The organism is Roseibium sp. ROS1 (assembly GCF_054658215.1).
Genome location: NZ_BAAGIG010000002.1, coordinates 381,973 through 394,727, shown reverse-complemented (window position 1 = coordinate 394,727; position 12,755 = coordinate 381,973). Strand labels below are relative to the sequence as shown.

Sequence of the window (12,755 nt, the reverse complement as noted above, 5' to 3'; positions counted from 1 at the left end):
GGGAGATATTTATTTCAAGCCTAAAATTTCAAGCTTGAAATAAATGACGGTATCGATCTGCAAATCGTCTTTTATGTCAGGCTGGATACAGGTCCGGAACCGTTCAATGCGTCTCAGGAATTCGGGATATTGCCAGTCGATTCCCGCACCACGATCTCCCCGGCAATCGCTTCGTCGGCCGCAGCCTCCCCGGCAAAGATCCTTGCAACCGCTGACCCGGCCAGCTGTTCAATGGGCTGACGCAAGGTGGTCAGACGCGGGACGACGAGAGCTGCCAGTGCAATATCATCGAAGCCGGTGACGGAAAGATCCGCCGGAATGGCGATCTTCAGATCGCGGGCGCAGCGCAAGACACCGATGGCCTGCTGGTCACTTGCGGCGGCGATGGCTGTCGGGCGGGTCTCCCGGGAAGCGTCTTTCAGGATTGACCGGCCGATGTCTTCGCCGCTGTCGTAATCGAAATGACCTTCGTGGACAGTAAGCGTGATCGGATCTTCCGGCGTTGACAGGGCCTTGATCCGGGCAACAAAGCCCTCCCGCCGCTGGCGGGCCACTTCCATGGACTGCGGGCCGGCGATATAGGCGATGCGGCGATGGCCCAGGCCGACGAGGTGATCGGCGATCTTCGCCGAGCCGTCGAAATGGTCAGTGGCGACCAGCGGATAGGGACCGAAACGGCGGTCGAGCGAAACGATCGGCACGTCGGCCTTGTGTGTCTGGCCACCGTCGGAGGTTGCCACCACGATGACCCCGCACACGGCCCTGTCCAGCAATGCCGCGATCTGTGTCTGTTCGGCTTCCGCGTCGTCATGGGAATTTGCGAGCATCACGGAGTGGCCCCGCTTGGCGGCTTCCATTTCGATATTCTTGGCGAGCTGGGAAAAGAAAGGGTTGGTGATATCCGGCACCACGAGGCCGATCACGTCGATGCTGTTGGTACGCAAAGCCCTGGCAGCCAGGTTGGGCTTGTAGTCCAGCTCCTTCATAGCCGCGAGCACACGCTCCTTCAGGGGCTGCTTGACCGACTCGTTTTTGGACAGAACGCGGGAGACAGTACCAACGGACACACCGGCTTTGCGTGCGACGTCTTTGATTGTTGGCATGTTTTGCGTTTCTCCCCGCGCCCCAGGCGTTGCCCCCCTTGAACCATTCCTCGGTGATCTGATCAAGCAAATGAATGCATTCAGGCAATGCGTTGGGCGGGGAAAGCCTCCATCTCGTCCAGACGTGGCAACGATGTTGCCGCTCCCTTACGGGTTGTTGCCAGGGCCGCCGCCTGCATGGCGAACGAAATTGCATCCTCAATCGACTTGCCCGAGGCTATTCTTGCTGCAAAAGCACCGTTGAAACAGTCACCGGCGGCAACCGTATCGATGCTGCGAACCCTGGGCGCAGGCAAGGCGCCGGTACTGCCGTCGATTGACCAGGCAACTCCGTCTGCCCCCATGGTGACGACGGCCCCGCGCAAGCCCAAGCTGCGCAACGCACCAGCCGCCTCGCGGGCTTCGGCCAGTGTTTGCGGTTCTGTTCCCAACAGGCCGCCTGCCTCACCCGCATTTGGTGTCAGGATATCAAAGCTGGACAGAACTTCAGCGGGCCAGGCAGGGTTCGGTGCGGGTGCCGGATCCATGATGACCAGCGCACCCGCCTCACGGGCAATCCGCGCGGCGGCCAGCGATGTTTCCAGACCGATCTCGTTCTGCAGTAGCAGGACGCGGCTCTTGCGGAGGATATCTGCATATTTCGAGACATTTTCCGGTGACAGCCTGCCATTTGCACCGGCGGAGAGGCGGATAATGTTCTGCCCGTCAGGGCCGACATCAATGAAGGCAAGACCGGTTGCGGTGTTGGTCATTTCCTCCAGAAGGATCGCAACCCCTTCTGGCCTCAGAGCTGCGGCGGCTTCCGCCCCAAAACCATCTTTGCCGACGGCGCCGATGAAGTTGACACTGGCTCCCAGACGGGCGGCAGCGACGGCCTGGTTGGCCCCCTTCCCGCCCAGCGAGGTGACGGTTTCGCGAACGGAAATCGTCTCGCCAATTTTCGGCCAGCGGGCGAGATAGCTGGTGAGGTCGATATTGATGCTGCCGACAACGGTAACGGACGTCAAAACGCAACTCCGCTGATAAGAATGATGTTGGCGTAGGGGGTCACCTCGCCGGTGCGGATCACGGCCCTGGCCGTTTGCGTCCGGTGCTTGAAAGCCTCGTGCGTAAGCCTTGAAACGGTAATCGCCTTACCCGTCTCCTCCGCCCAGGAAGCCACTTCATGCTGCATCAACGAGGTCAGTTCCGCAGATGCCTCCTCTGCCCAGACGGCACCTTCAATGACGAGTTCGGACTTCAGTGCGGTCAGCAGTTCGCGAAAGCTCGGCACCCCTGCAGTGACGGCAAGGTCGATCACCTTCACACCGGCCGGGACAGGCAGACCGGCATCGGCAACCACGATTTCGTCCATATGCCCGAGAGAGGCGACAAGCGCACTCAGGTGGCGGTTCAACAGGGCTGTGCGTTTCATTTGGCGGCGTACTTTGCACGGTAGTAGTCGAGGATGACGGCAACGATGATGACGACACCGGTGATCATCTGGCGCATGAAGTCGCTGAGGCCAATCAGGATGAGACCGTTTGCGAGAACACCGATGATGAAGGCCCCCAGCAGCGTCCCGATGACCGATCCGCGCCCGCCGCTGAGGCTGGTGCCGCCAATGATGACGGCAGCAATGGCATTGAGTTCAAAGCCGATGCCGGCAATCGGGCTGGAGATGTTGAGGCGTGCCATATAGACGACCGCGGCAATCCCGGCGGTCAGACCGCAGATGGTGAAGGCGGCGATCTTGTAGCGAGCCACCGAATGACCGGCCAGCCGGACAGCTTCCTCGTTGTTGCCGATACCGTAGATCAGACGGCCGAAGACCGTGAAGTTCAGCACGAACCAGGCAATGAACACCAGCACAAGCGCCACCAGGAACACTACCGGCACGCCGTAGACCATGGCGGATCCGAATTCCTCGAACGCGAAGGGGAAGGAATAGATGGTCTGTGCCTCGGAAACCTGCAGCGCTGCGCCGCGGGCAATGTTCAGCATGCCGAGCGTGATGATGAAGGACGGCAGCGACCAGTAGGCACTGATGGCGCCGTTGAGAAAGCCGCAGAAGACGCCGGTCAGGGTGGCTGCGACCACGGCTAGCGCAATCGCCTCAGCCGGGCCAAAGCCGGGCAAGGTAATCGCCTTGCCGGCAACAACGGCGGCAAAGGCCATGACGGATCCGACAGACAGATCGATGCCGCCGATCAGGATCACGAAAGTCATGCCGACGGCCAGCACAAGGTTGATGGTGATCTGGGTCAGGATGTTGGTGATGTTGTTGGGCGTCAGAAAGTGCTCGGTGAAGAGCGAGAAAAAGACGATCAGCGCCAGCAGGGCCAGGCCGATGCCTGCGTTGTGCAACACCGTCCGGATGGAGAACTTCGGTGCGGCGGCGGCCGTTTCACTCAAGGTTTCGGTTGTCATTTGTCGTTTTCCCCGGCGCTCGGCGTTTGCCCGTAGGCCAGTTTCAGAATGTTTTCTTCAGAGAAATCCGGTCGTTTCACTTCGCCCTGGATCTCATGTTCGGCAAGCACCAGAATGCGATCGGCCAGTGTCATCAGCTCCGGCATTTCCGAAGAGACGACAAGCAAGGCAACCCCTTCTCGGGCCAGGTCTTTCAGAATGGCGTAGATTTCCGCCTTGGCGCCGACGTCCACACCGCGTGTCGGCTCGTCGAGCAGCAACACCTTCGGATTGCGCGCCAGCCATTTGGCCAGAACAACCTTCTGCTGATTGCCGCCGGAAAGGCTCGAGGCAGGATCCGAGGCCCGTCCGTATTTGAGGGTCAACCGGGCGGCGCTTGCGATGGCCTGGCGCGTTTCCTCGGCCAGCTTCAAAAGCCCCTTGCGCGAGACCAAGCCCATGTTGGCCAGCGATATGTTGGCAGCAATGGGCATGTCCAGAATGAGGCCTTCGTCCTTGCGATCTTCGGTGACAAAACCGATGCCCGCAGCAATGGCGTCACGCGGCCCCTTGAAGCGCACTTCCGCGCCATCACGGTAGATCTTGCCGGACTTGAGCGGATCGATCCCGAAGATGCCGCGCAGGATTTCGGTACGCCCTGCCCCGACAAGTCCGGATATCCCGACGATCTCGCCGTAACGCAAATCAAGTGAAACCCCGTTTGTCCCGGGATTTGCAACGGTCAGAAGGTCTTCCAGCCTCAATGCGCTTGCGCCAAGCGCATGGCCATCGGGCTGTTCGTCCTGTTCGGCGGCAAGCTTGCGCCCCACCATCCGCTGCACAACACCTTCCGGAGTGGTCTCGCTGATCAGATCGGTCGCAATGGTCTTGCCGTTTCGAAACACGGTGACACGGTCACAGATGGCAAACACCTCATCAAGGTGGTGCGAGACGAATACCACGGTGACCCCGTCCGCCTTGATACCGGCAACGATGTCAAACAGGCGTCTGGTCTCGCGTTCCGTCAGGGTTGCGGTCGGCTCGTCCAGGATCAGGATCCGGCTTTTCGACTGCAACGCCCGGGCAATTTCGACCAGCTGGCGATGGGCAATTCCGAGAGAGCGGACTGGAGCGGTGACGTCCACATCCGTCAGTCCGATTGCATCCAGTGCCTTGCGCGCGCGCCGGTTCATTTCCTTGCGGTCCAACAGACCGAGGCTGTTCTTCGGCAGATGTTCTATGGAGATATTTTCGGCGATGGTGAGGTGTTCAAGCAGGTTGAATTCCTGATGAACCACCTGAACGCCATGATCCTTGGCGTCATGCGGGCTCATGGGGCGGTAAGGTTCGCCAGCCAGGGCGATCTGACCTGCGTCGTAGGGAAACACGCCTGAGAGGATCTTGATAAGTGTGGATTTGCCGGCGCCGTTTTCTCCGACGAGCGCATGAACCTCGCCTTCATCCAGGGAGAAACTGACCCCGTCCAGTGCCTTGACGCCACCGAAATGCTTTTTCAGACCCTCGACCGTCAGGAAAGCACGGTCCGGTGCAGCGGCGGGCGCTGCGGCAAGCGATGCTGCTGCCATGGTGCGTCCAGTCGTTTTTTGATGGATAAACAGCTCCCGCCCTGAAGCTGACCGGGCGGGAGCGTTCTTGAGACTGCTTACTTCGCAGTCACCAATTCGATCGGCGTCTTGACCCAGCCCTGAAGCTGCTCACCGGTCGAAACGACGTCGAGCGCCATATCGATGGCATTGGCCGCCATGTCCGTGCCGAACTGGTCGACGGTTGCCAGCATCCGGCCGTCTTCGATCATCGGGCCGACTGCAGGAATGTTGTCGAAACCAATGACTTCAATGTCGGTGCGGCCGGCGCTTTCCAGTGCCTTTACAACGCCAATCGCCATGGAGTCGTTGGCCGCCATCACGCCCTGAACGTCGGGATGCGCTGTCAGCATTGTGGCGAAGACCTGGTTGGCTTCTTCGGTTTCCCAATGCGCTGTCCGGCTGTCGAGCAGGTCCAGCTTGTACTCGGCAACAGAGTCTTCAAAGCCCAGGCGGCGCTGCGTGGCATTGTCCGCACCCGGGTTGCCCTCGATGATGACAACCTTTGCGCCCTCACCCAGCTTCTTGCCCAGTGCATCACCGGCAAGCTTGGCACCGCCGCGGTTGTCCGGGCCAACGAACGCGAGTTCTACGCCCTGTTGCTTCTTGGCTTCCTCGTCAAGCGCCACATCGAAGTTGACCACGACGATACCGGCTTCCATCGCCTTTTTCAGCGGACGGACCATGGCGCGGCTGTCGGCCGGAGCGACAACGATGGCGTCAACGCCCTGCGTGATGAAGTTTTCGACCGCATTGATCTGGGATTCAAAGTCGGTCTCGTTCTGCATGCCGACGGCCTTGAGCTCATAGTCGCCACGGCGCTTCTGGTGCTCCTCGGCACCAACCATCATGTTCTGAAAGAACTCGTTGGCCAGTGATTTCATGATCAGGCCCACCACCGGCTTGTCGTCGGCAAGAGCGGTTCCACCAAGCAAAGCGAGGCCGGTCGCTGCCGCGGCAGCGATTTTCAATAACTTCATGATTTTCCTCCCAAAAAGGCTGCACCTCTCACGCCATTCCAAGGGCGCTATCAGGCTGCACAATTGAAAGCACGGCCGAATTACAACGTCAATATGAAACGTTTCATTTTTTTGAATGCATTCATTTCATGCGTAGAAATAGCGAGTGATTTCAGGATCTTTCACCTGAATTTAAACGTGAAAAAATTTGCTCGAGAGCGTAATGGCGCAGCAAAAAGGGGCCGAATCCAGCCCCCCTGACTTCCTACCTGACTGCAAAGGTACAAACGGTTGCAGATGCACAAACCGGATAACAGAGCGCGCGAAGTCTTGCAGGTTTCGAAGCATCAGCGACCGGAACGCGATGGCGTGACGCGCAATGCAGGGCCTACTCGCCATCCACTTGGCACCCGGCCCTGGTTTGAAAGCCTCTACTCCTCGCGGCCCTCGTTTTCCCGATCGCGCTCGTAGTGTCTGGAAATCGGAAATTCCGGCAGCCAGGCTTCGCGGCGGATGGTCCAGAGCTCGTAGGTCGGGGTCATTTGGTCGGGTGCGTCCAGCGCTCCCAGATGCACCTCGGTTTCATCACCCGTTTGCGAAAAAACGGACGACCCGCACCGAGGACAGAAAGATCGCCCCCGATACGCGCCCGTTTCTCCTTCGTGGCTTACGGCATCCTGCGGAAAGACAGCAGAGGCGTGGAACAGCGCCCCATGATGCTTGCGGCAGTCAAGACAATGGCAAAGGCCGACCCGATACGGTTCGCCTTCTGCAACGAACCGGACATTCCCGCACAGGCAGCCACCGGTGTATCGCTTCATGATCCCATCTTCCTTCGGCCGTCTGGATGTCGCGCAAATCTGTTCGGACCTGTCGATACATGATCCGGCCGAGGCTGATCAATCCTCAGATGCAGCGTCCGCCGTCAACTTCCATCGCAACTCCGGTAATCATGCCCGCCTCGTCCGAGCACAGGAAACAGGCGGCGTTGCCCATGTCTTCCGGTGTCGAAAAACGGCCGATGGGAATGGTGGAGAGGAACTTGGCACGCATTTCCGGCGTGTCTTCACCCATGAAGCTTTTCAGAAGCGGCGTTTCGCCGGCCACCGGGCAAATTGCATTGACCCGCACGCCCGACGGGGCGAGTTCAACCGCCATCGTCTTTGTCGCGGTGATCATCCACCCCTTGGAGGCGTTGTACCAGTTGAGCCTGGGACGCGGGCTGAGGCCTGCGGTAGAAGCCACATTCAGGATCGCCCCCTTGCCGGCTTCCGTCATGGCCGGGACGAAGTGCTTCGCGGTCAGATAGACCGACTTGCAATTGACCGCGAGGACCCGGTCGAACTCTTCTTCCGTAACGTCCTGCATCAGTTTGGGCAGATGCGTGATACCGGCATTGTTGACCAGGATATCGACTCCGCCGAGCAGCGAGGAGGCAACATCGGCCAAGTGGCTGACGCTGTCATTGCTGGAGACATCCGTCTTGATGGCCAGTCCGCCAACTTCCGCGGCAATTTCCTCTGCAAGCTCCAGGTTCAGGTCGGCGACCATGACCTTTGCGCCTTCTGCTGCGAACTTGCGCACGATGCCAGCACCAAAGCCCGAGGCCCCACCCGTGACAATCGCCTTCTTTCCTTCAAGTCTCATGCAAACCTCCCGATCTTGGTTCCTTGCTCTCCAGCATCATCCCGGCTGAGCGAAGCGCGAGCCGGGATCGGGGAGCTACAATCAATTGTTCTTTGTACGCGCATCGAATTGAGCGTCCGGGCGTTCATCCGTGAAACGCCGCAACGGTCTTCAGCGTGGTGAAGCCGTAAAGCGCCTCGAACCCCTTTTCCCGGCCGTGACCGGACTTGCCCATACCGCCGAACGGCAGCTCGACACCACCACCGGCACCGTAGTTGTTGATGAAAACCTGACCGGTCTGGATCTTTTTGGCGAGCCGCATCTGGCGGGCACCGTCGCGGGTCCACAGGCTCGCGACAAGGCCGTAGTCCGTGCCATTGGCAATCGAGATTGCTTCTTCCTCGTCGTCAAAGGGAATGATCACCTGCACCGGGCCGAAAATCTCGTCCCGTGCCAACACGTGGCCGGGTGAAACGCCGGCAAAAAGGGTCGGGCAGACGTAGTTCCCGCCTTCCGGTGCGTCCTGCAACACACCTTCCGCCACCTTTTGCAGGTCCGCCCCCCGATCCAGAAAACTTGAGACGATGTCTTTCTGCTTGGCCGAGATCAACGGTCCGACATCGAGATCGTTCAGTGCAGGCCCGACCGTCAGCGACCCATAGCGAGCCGCCATGCGCTCGGTTACCTGATCAAGAACGGACCTGTGCACCAGAATGCGTGAGGAAGCCGAGCAGGTCTGCCCGGCGTTCTGGATGCCTGCGTTCACCAGGAATGGCAGGGCAGCATCCAGATCGGCATCTTCGAACACAAGCTGAGGCGACTTGCCGCCGAGCTCCAGCGTTACCGGCACGACATTCCGGGCTGCCGCCGTCTGCACCTGAACACCGGTTGCAACCGACCCGGTGAAAGAGATGTGGTGAACACGCGGATGTGCGGTCAAGGCCGCGCCGGCTTCCGACCCAAGACCCGGAACCACGTTCAGCGCACCGTCAGGCAATCCGGCCTGGCGAGCGAGATCGGCAAAGGCGAGCGCCGTCAGGCAGGCGTCTTCCGCCGGTTTCAGCACACAGGCATTGCCTGTTGCCAACGCCGCGCCAACTGACCGGCCGATGATTTGCATCGGGTAGTTCCAGGGCACGATATGCCCGGTAACGCCGTGCGGTTCGCGCAAGGTGTAGACCGTGTACCCATCGAGATAGGGAATTGTCTCGCCATGGAGCTTGTCTGCAGCCCCGCCATAAAATTCCAGATAGCGGGCAAGAGCGACAGCGTCTGCGCGTGCCTGTTTCAACGGCTTGCCGACGTCGATCGATTCGATCCGCGCCAGATGGTCGACCTTTTCCAGCACCAGCTCGCGCAGGCGAAACAGGAACCGGCCGCGCTCGGCGGCGTTGGTTCGCCCCCACTCGCCTGCCATGGCGGCTTCGGCCGCATCCACCGCTGCATCGATATCAGCCGCTCCACCGCGGGCAATCGCACCGATGCGTGCCCCGGTCGAAGGATCGTTGAGCGGCAGTTCTCCGCCTCCTGCCGGATCCACCCACTTTCCGCCGATCAGGCATTTGGCCGGATCGAACCAAAGGTCCAGTTCCTGGGTCATGGGTTCCTCCCCTAAAGGATGCCGGCCGGAAGGACCGGTGCGGCAGCAACAAGTTGTTGGGTATATGGATGGTTCGGCTGGTCGAAGACCGTGTCCGTCGGACCTTGCTCGACAATCTTGCCGGATTTCATCACCAGCACCCGATCCGTTATCGAACGGACCACGCTTAGATCGTGGCTGATGAAGAGGTACGTCAGGCCAAACCTGTCGGCCAGATCCGCCAGTAGGTCGAGCACCTGGGCGCGAACGGACACATCGAGCGCTGAAACTGCTTCGTCGAGAATGATCAGGTCCGGCTTGATGATGAGCGCACGTGCGATTGCGATGCGCTGACGCTGCCCACCGGAAAACTCGTGTATGTATTTGTGGGCATCCGACCCGCTCAGACCCACGCTTTCAAGAGCTTCGGCAATTGCCGCGTCTCGCTCGGCCCCTTTGGGTGGGTCAGAGAGCAGATGGAAAGGTTCCGTGATCAGCCTGTCCACACGCCAGCGCGGATTAAAGCTTCCATAGGGGTCCTGAAAGACCACCTGCATGCGCCGGCGCACGATCTGGTTGGCGTGGTGATGGGTGAAGACAGGTAGACCGTCGAACAGGATTTCGCCGCCCTGCACTTCTTCCAGACCCAGGATAGCACGCGTCAGTGTGGACTTGCCGCAACCCGATTCACCCACAAGACCGAGGCTCTCGCCCTTGCGGATCTCGAAGCTGACGCCATCAACAGCACGAAACTGCGTGGTCTTGCCCCACCATCCGTGTGTATGTCCGGTATAATCGCGCACGACATCACGCACCTGCAGCAGGGGCTGCTCCAGCGTTTCGTTGCCGCGTTCGGGCACATGGGCGGAGGCTTCCAGCAGCGCACGCGAATAGGGATGCTGCAGATTGCCGAAGAGCGTCTTGGCCGGACCGCTTTCGACCACCTCGCCCTGACGCATGATCACCAGATCGTCGGCAAGGTCGGCCACGACCGCGAGGTCGTGGCTGATCAGCATCAGCCCCATGCCGTCCTCGGCGACGAGACGCTTCAGAAGTTCCAGGATCTGTGCCTGGGTCGTGACATCCAGTGCAGTGGTCGGTTCGTCGGCAATCAGAAGCTTGGGCTTGAGCGCAATGGCCATGGCGATGACCACTCTCTGGCGCTGACCGCCGGAGAGTTCGTGCGGATACCGGCTTAACGGAAACCGTTCCTGCGGTAGTTCCGCGCGTTGCAGGGCATCCGCTGCGCGAACCATTGCTTCGGCTTTCGAAACGTGCTCGTGGATCAGGATTGTCTCGGCAACCTGGTCGCCGATGGTCTTCAGCGGATTGAGCGCGGTCATCGGCTCCTGGAAGACCATGCCGACGTCCCGCCCGCGCAGGCCACACATTTCGGCTTCGCTAAGCGACAGGATATTTTTGCCCGACAGATTGATCGAACCAGTACAGGAAGCGCCGCCCGGTAACAGCTGCAGCACGGAAAAGGCCGTGATCGACTTGCCTGATCCACTCTCGCCGATCACCCCGAGAATACGGCCCGGCGCCACTTCCATTGAGACATTCCGGAGGATCTGAAGACCGTGAATGGAAAGCGACAGGTTCCTTATGGTCAGAAGGCTCATGTCCGGGCCCTCCTGAGTTTCGGATCGAGACTGTCCCGCAGGCCATCGCCAAGCAGGTTCAGTCCAAGCACCGTCAGAAGGATGGCAAGGCCCGGAAACAGCGCCAGATGAGGCGCGAGCGATATCATCGTCTGGCTGTCTGCCAGCATCCGCCCCCAACTGGCAGTCGGCGGCTGTGCTCCGAGACCGACATAGCTGAGCCCCGCTTCGGCGAGAATGCCCAGAGAGAACTGGATCGTGCCCTGAACGATCAGGAGATTGGCGACGTTGGGCAGGATGTGTTCCAGCGAAATACGCGCCGAGCCTTTGCCCGCGACCCGCGCCGCCAGAATGTATTCCCGGTTCCAGAGCGACAGCGCGGCGCCGCGCGTCAGGCGGGCGAAGACCGGGATGTTGAAGATGCCGATGGCGATGATGGCGTTGAGCGCCGACGCCCCGAAGACGGCAGTGATCATGACCGCGATCAGAAGGCTTGGAAACGCAAACACAAGGTCATTGGCGCGCATGATGATCTCGTCCATCAGGCCGCCTTTCCTGGCAGCTGCCGCAAGACCGAGCGGCACACCAACAGCCATGCCGATGCCGACAGCCACCAGGGCAACGGCAATGGACGTTCGTGCACCGACCATGATCATGCTGAGAATATCCCGCCCGAACTGATCGGTACCGAAGGGGTGCAGCCAGCTTGGCGGCTTCATGCGGTTGGCGATATCCAGCACTGTCGTGTCATACGGAACCCAGACGAGGCTGATAAGCGCGGCGGCCGTGAACAGAAGCGTCAGAATGGCGCCTGGCAGCAGTGTGCGGCTGTGGAACAGGACGCTCATCAACGTCGCCTCCGCAGTCTCGGATCGACCCAGGCATAGGCCATATCGACAGTGAAGTTGACGACGATGACCGCAAAGACCAGCAGCATCACGACGCTTTCGACCACGATCAGGTCGCGCGCGCTGATCGACTGAAAGACCAGCCTGCCGAGGCCCGGCAGGAAGAAGACGTTTTCAATGATGATTGCGCCCGCCAGCAGGAAGGAGAATTGCAGCCCGAGGATCGTCAACACCGGAATAAGGGCGTTGCGCACCGCATGACGCCAGAGTGCCTTTCCCTTGCTGAGACCCTTGGCACGGGCAGTGCGGATGAAGTCCTCTCCCAGCGTGTCCAGCAGGCTGGAGCGCATGACCCGTGTCAGGATGCTCGCCTGCGGCAGGGCCAGGGCGATGGCCGGCAGTGTCAGCGCTTTCATGGCAGCGAAGAATCCCGCGTCCCACCCGGGAAATCCGCCGGCAGAAAACCAGCGCAGATTGATGGCAAAAACCAGCACCATCAGCATCGCGAACCAGAAGTTGGGGATGGCGATGCCGAGCTGGGTCACGCCCATGACAGCGCCATCGGCGTGGGAGCCCCGGCGCGAGGCAGCCCAGATACCGGCAGGAAAAGCGATCAAGGTGCTCAGCACCAGAGCATAGACTGCGAGCGGCAGAGACACCCAAAGCCTATCGGCGATCATGCCTGCAACGGGTGTGCGATATGTGTAGGACGTGCCGAAATCGCCAACCAGAAGACCACCTGCCCAGGCTGCATAGCGCTCAAGGATGCTGCCGCCAAGGCCCAGCTCCTCGCGCAGGGCTGCAAGCGTGTCTTCCTGGGCGTTGAGGCCAAGCATGTAGGACGCCGGATCACCCGGCACCACTTCCAGCGCCAGGAAGATTATCACCGACGCGGCCACGAGGCTGAGCCCCAGGGACAGAAGGCGTTTCAGGAAATATTGCAGCATGAACGCGTCGCGTGCCTATCGGCAGTCAGATACCGGCAAAAGGAAAGGAGTGAAGGTGGATGCCCGCACACCGGGCGCGAGCATCCGCTTTGCGGTATGG

The 12,755-nt window shown here is 60.2% G+C and carries 12 protein-coding genes; all 12 read right to left on the bottom strand.

Features of this window, described 5'->3' with window-relative positions; translation table 11 throughout:
* Positions 1-113 precede the first annotated feature (113 nt).
* Positions 114-1,103: a LacI family DNA-binding transcriptional regulator gene (locus ACYQ6M_RS10020; RefSeq protein ID WP_022997662.1), complete on the bottom strand. Its 990-nt coding sequence runs from the start codon at positions 1,101-1,103 to the stop codon at positions 114-116.
* 80 nt (positions 1,104-1,183) lie between these two features.
* On the bottom strand, positions 1,184-2,110 hold the full coding sequence (gene rbsK, locus ACYQ6M_RS10015; RefSeq protein ID WP_460073599.1) for a ribokinase: 927 nt from the start codon (positions 2,108-2,110) through the stop codon (positions 1,184-1,186).
* Positions 2,107-2,517 carry a D-ribose pyranase gene (rbsD, locus tag ACYQ6M_RS10010; RefSeq protein ID WP_460073597.1) on the bottom strand — a complete coding sequence of 137 codons (411 nt, stop codon included), beginning with the start codon at positions 2,515-2,517 and terminating at the stop codon, positions 2,107-2,109. Before rbsD ends, rbsK begins: the two co-directional genes overlap by 4 nt.
* Entirely contained in the window at positions 2,514-3,512 is a 999-nt protein-coding gene (locus tag ACYQ6M_RS10005) for an ABC transporter permease (protein ID WP_460073595.1), read from the bottom strand. Before ACYQ6M_RS10005 ends, rbsD begins: the two co-directional genes overlap by 4 nt.
* Complete coding sequence (locus ACYQ6M_RS10000; protein ID WP_460073593.1) at positions 3,509-5,077, bottom strand: sugar ABC transporter ATP-binding protein; 1,569 nt, start codon at positions 5,075-5,077, stop codon at positions 3,509-3,511. The genes ACYQ6M_RS10005 and ACYQ6M_RS10000 overlap by 4 nt, the downstream gene beginning before the upstream one ends.
* 77 nt (positions 5,078-5,154) lie before the next feature.
* Complete coding sequence (locus tag ACYQ6M_RS09995) at positions 5,155-6,075, bottom strand: sugar ABC transporter substrate-binding protein (RefSeq protein ID WP_022997667.1); 921 nt, start codon at positions 6,073-6,075, stop codon at positions 5,155-5,157.
* A 410-nt stretch (positions 6,076-6,485) separates the two neighbouring features.
* Positions 6,486-6,875, bottom strand: coding sequence for a GFA family protein (locus tag ACYQ6M_RS09990; RefSeq protein WP_031268047.1), 390 nt, complete (start codon positions 6,873-6,875; stop codon positions 6,486-6,488).
* Between the two features lie 85 nt (positions 6,876-6,960).
* The gene (locus ACYQ6M_RS09985; RefSeq protein WP_460073590.1) at positions 6,961-7,701 is read right to left on the bottom strand and encodes an SDR family oxidoreductase; all 741 of its coding nucleotides are present in this window, start codon (positions 7,699-7,701) and stop codon (positions 6,961-6,963) included.
* Between the two features lie 124 nt (positions 7,702-7,825).
* Positions 7,826-9,280 carry an aldehyde dehydrogenase family protein gene (locus ACYQ6M_RS09980; protein WP_460073588.1) on the bottom strand — a complete coding sequence of 485 codons (1,455 nt, stop codon included), beginning with the start codon at positions 9,278-9,280 and terminating at the stop codon, positions 7,826-7,828.
* Between the two features lie 11 nt (positions 9,281-9,291).
* Positions 9,292-10,881 carry an ABC transporter ATP-binding protein gene (locus ACYQ6M_RS09975; protein ID WP_460073586.1) on the bottom strand — a complete coding sequence of 530 codons (1,590 nt, stop codon included), beginning with the start codon at positions 10,879-10,881 and terminating at the stop codon, positions 9,292-9,294.
* Positions 10,878-11,708: an ABC transporter permease gene (locus ACYQ6M_RS09970; RefSeq protein WP_022997673.1), complete on the bottom strand. Its 831-nt coding sequence runs from the start codon at positions 11,706-11,708 to the stop codon at positions 10,878-10,880. The genes ACYQ6M_RS09975 and ACYQ6M_RS09970 overlap by 4 nt, the downstream gene beginning before the upstream one ends.
* Positions 11,708-12,655, bottom strand: coding sequence for an ABC transporter permease (locus ACYQ6M_RS09965; RefSeq protein ID WP_460073584.1), 948 nt, complete (start codon positions 12,653-12,655; stop codon positions 11,708-11,710). Before ACYQ6M_RS09965 ends, ACYQ6M_RS09970 begins: the two co-directional genes overlap by 1 nt.
* Between the last annotated feature and the right edge of the window lie 100 nt (positions 12,656-12,755).

Bases quoted from the DNA above. Each gene is read 5' to 3' on its own strand.
- ACYQ6M_RS10020 (WP_022997662.1), bottom strand. From the start codon at position 1,103: ATGCCAACAATCAAAGACGTCGCACGCAAAGCCGGTGTGTCCGTTGGT.
- rbsD (WP_460073597.1), bottom strand. From the start codon at position 2,517: ATGAAACGCACAGCCCTGTTGAACCGCCACCTGAGTGCGCTTGTCGCC.
- ACYQ6M_RS10005 (WP_460073595.1), bottom strand. From the start codon at position 3,512: ATGACAACCGAAACCTTGAGTGAAACGGCCGCCGCCGCACCGAAGTTC.
- ACYQ6M_RS10000 (WP_460073593.1), bottom strand. From the start codon at position 5,077: ATGGCAGCAGCATCGCTTGCCGCAGCGCCCGCCGCTGCACCGGACCGT.
- ACYQ6M_RS09995 (WP_022997667.1), bottom strand. From the start codon at position 6,075: ATGAAGTTATTGAAAATCGCTGCCGCGGCAGCGACCGGCCTCGCTTTG.
- ACYQ6M_RS09990 (WP_031268047.1), bottom strand. From the start codon at position 6,875: ATGAAGCGATACACCGGTGGCTGCCTGTGCGGGAATGTCCGGTTCGTT.
- ACYQ6M_RS09985 (WP_460073590.1), bottom strand. From the start codon at position 7,701: ATGAGACTTGAAGGAAAGAAGGCGATTGTCACGGGTGGGGCCTCGGGC.
- ACYQ6M_RS09980 (WP_460073588.1), bottom strand. From the start codon at position 9,280: ATGACCCAGGAACTGGACCTTTGGTTCGATCCGGCCAAATGCCTGATC.
- ACYQ6M_RS09975 (WP_460073586.1), bottom strand. From the start codon at position 10,881: ATGAGCCTTCTGACCATAAGGAACCTGTCGCTTTCCATTCACGGTCTT.
- ACYQ6M_RS09970 (WP_022997673.1), bottom strand. From the start codon at position 11,708: ATGAGCGTCCTGTTCCACAGCCGCACACTGCTGCCAGGCGCCATTCTG.
- ACYQ6M_RS09965 (WP_460073584.1), bottom strand. From the start codon at position 12,655: ATGCTGCAATATTTCCTGAAACGCCTTCTGTCCCTGGGGCTCAGCCTC.